Raw genomic sequence first — 1,619 nt, forward strand, 5'->3', positions numbered from 1 at the left:
CCCGTCTTATTCACGAGGACGGTGGATCTGGGATGGCGAGCGTAGCGTAAAGCATTGATGTGGCTTAGGGATTGGGTGCTGACGCCAAGCCTTCAGACCGCACCGAGCCTGCCACGCCCGCCATGTCCGATCCTACGTGTCTCCCGTTCGCGTTTCCATCCGTTCGGGGCAAGAAGCTCACAGCCGCCTTCGATGGCGGACGCCTGACCTCGGATGGCGGCGTCCTGCTGCTCGCCCAGGCCGCCCGGCGGTTGGACATCGCCGACAAGCTCGCCGCCGTGATCCCGGACCGGCGTGACCCCAGCCGGGTTCTGCATCCCTTGCCCGAGATCCTGCTGGCGCGCATCCTGGCGATTGCCTGCGGGTATGAGGATGCCGACGACCTCGACCACCTGCGCACCGACCCCGCCTTCAAGCTCGCCTGCGGCCGCCTGCCTGAGAGCGGGCACGACCTGATGAGCCAGCCCACCGTCTCGCGGCTGGAGAACACGCCGGGCCTGCGCGACCTCATCCGGCTCGGGCGGGTGCTGGTCGACCTCTACTGTGCCAGCTACCCCGTCCCGCCGGCCGCCGTCACCCTAGACATCGACGACACTTGCGACGTGGTGCACGGCCAGCAGCAGCTATCGCTGTTCAACGCCCATCACGATGAGCGCTGCTTTCTGCCGATCCACGTCTACGACACGGCCACCAGTCGCCCGGTGGCGATGATCCTGCGGCCGGGCAAGACGCCCTCGGGCCGCGAAGTCCGCGGGCATCTGCGCCGCCTCGTCCGGGCGATCCGCCGCCACTGGCCCAACACCGCGATCACCATCCGGGGCGATGGCCATTACGGGCGGCCCGAGGCCATGGACTGGTGCGAGAACCATGGAGTCAGCTACGTCTTCGGCCTGAGCGGCACCAAGGCGTTGGCCGCCAAGGTCGAACAGACGGCCGATCACATCAGAGTTGTGCGAGCCATCGACAACGAGGATGCGGTGCGCGGCTTTGCCGAGACCCGGCACGCGGCCAAATCCTGGCGGCAGCAGCGTCGCGTCGCCGCCCGCATCGAGGCGACCCGGCTCGGCCTCGACATCCGCTATGTCGTCACAAACATCACGACCGGCACGCCGGAATGGCTCTATGCCGACCTGTACTGTGCCCGCGGACAGGCCGAGAACCTGATCAAGCTCCACAAGAGCCAGCTCGCCTCCGATCGTACCTCCTGCCGGCATCCCGCCGCCAACCAGATGCGGCTCGTCCTGCACACGGCCGCCTACTGGCTGATGCTGAGCGTGCGCGACACCATCCCGAAGGCGCACCGCCTCGCCACGGCCGAGTTCGCCACCCTCCGGCTGCGCCTCCTGAAGCTCGGAGCTCGCATCCGCGAGACCGCCAGCCGGGTTCGCCTCGCCTTCGCCGCCGCCTGCCCTGATGCTGACCTTCTGCGCCACCTCGCGACCGCGCTCGCCCCGGCGCCAGCCTGAACGACGGGGCAGCGACGCCCCGACGAACCCGTCCACATCCCTCCAGCGCTGACAAAACATTCCGGATCCACACGCGTCAGAACAGACGCGCGATCCCGCTCGCCATCAGCCTAAAAACCACCGCCGACAAAGCCCGATGAATAAGACGGGCTA

Annotated in this window: 1 protein-coding gene; it reads left to right on the forward strand. The window is 67.8% G+C overall.

Annotation, left to right across the window (positions count from 1 at the left end; all coding sequences use genetic code 11):
- The first annotated feature begins 122 nt into the window (after positions 1-122).
- Positions 123-1,466, forward strand: coding sequence for an IS1380 family transposase (locus BM396_RS31755; RefSeq protein ID WP_091995330.1), 1,344 nt, complete (start codon positions 123-125; stop codon positions 1,464-1,466).
- Positions 1,467-1,619: the final 153 nt, after the last annotated feature.

The organism is Methylobacterium sp. UNCCL125, from assembly GCF_900116795.1.
In the GTDB taxonomy this organism is placed as follows: domain Bacteria; phylum Pseudomonadota; class Alphaproteobacteria; order Rhizobiales; family Beijerinckiaceae; genus Methylobacterium; species Methylobacterium fujisawaense.

What these genes read in the sequence shown, in the direction of transcription:
- BM396_RS31755 (WP_091995330.1), top strand. Translation starts at nt 123, where the DNA reads ATGTCCGATCCTACGTGTCTCCCGTTCGCGTTTCCATCCGTTCGGGGC.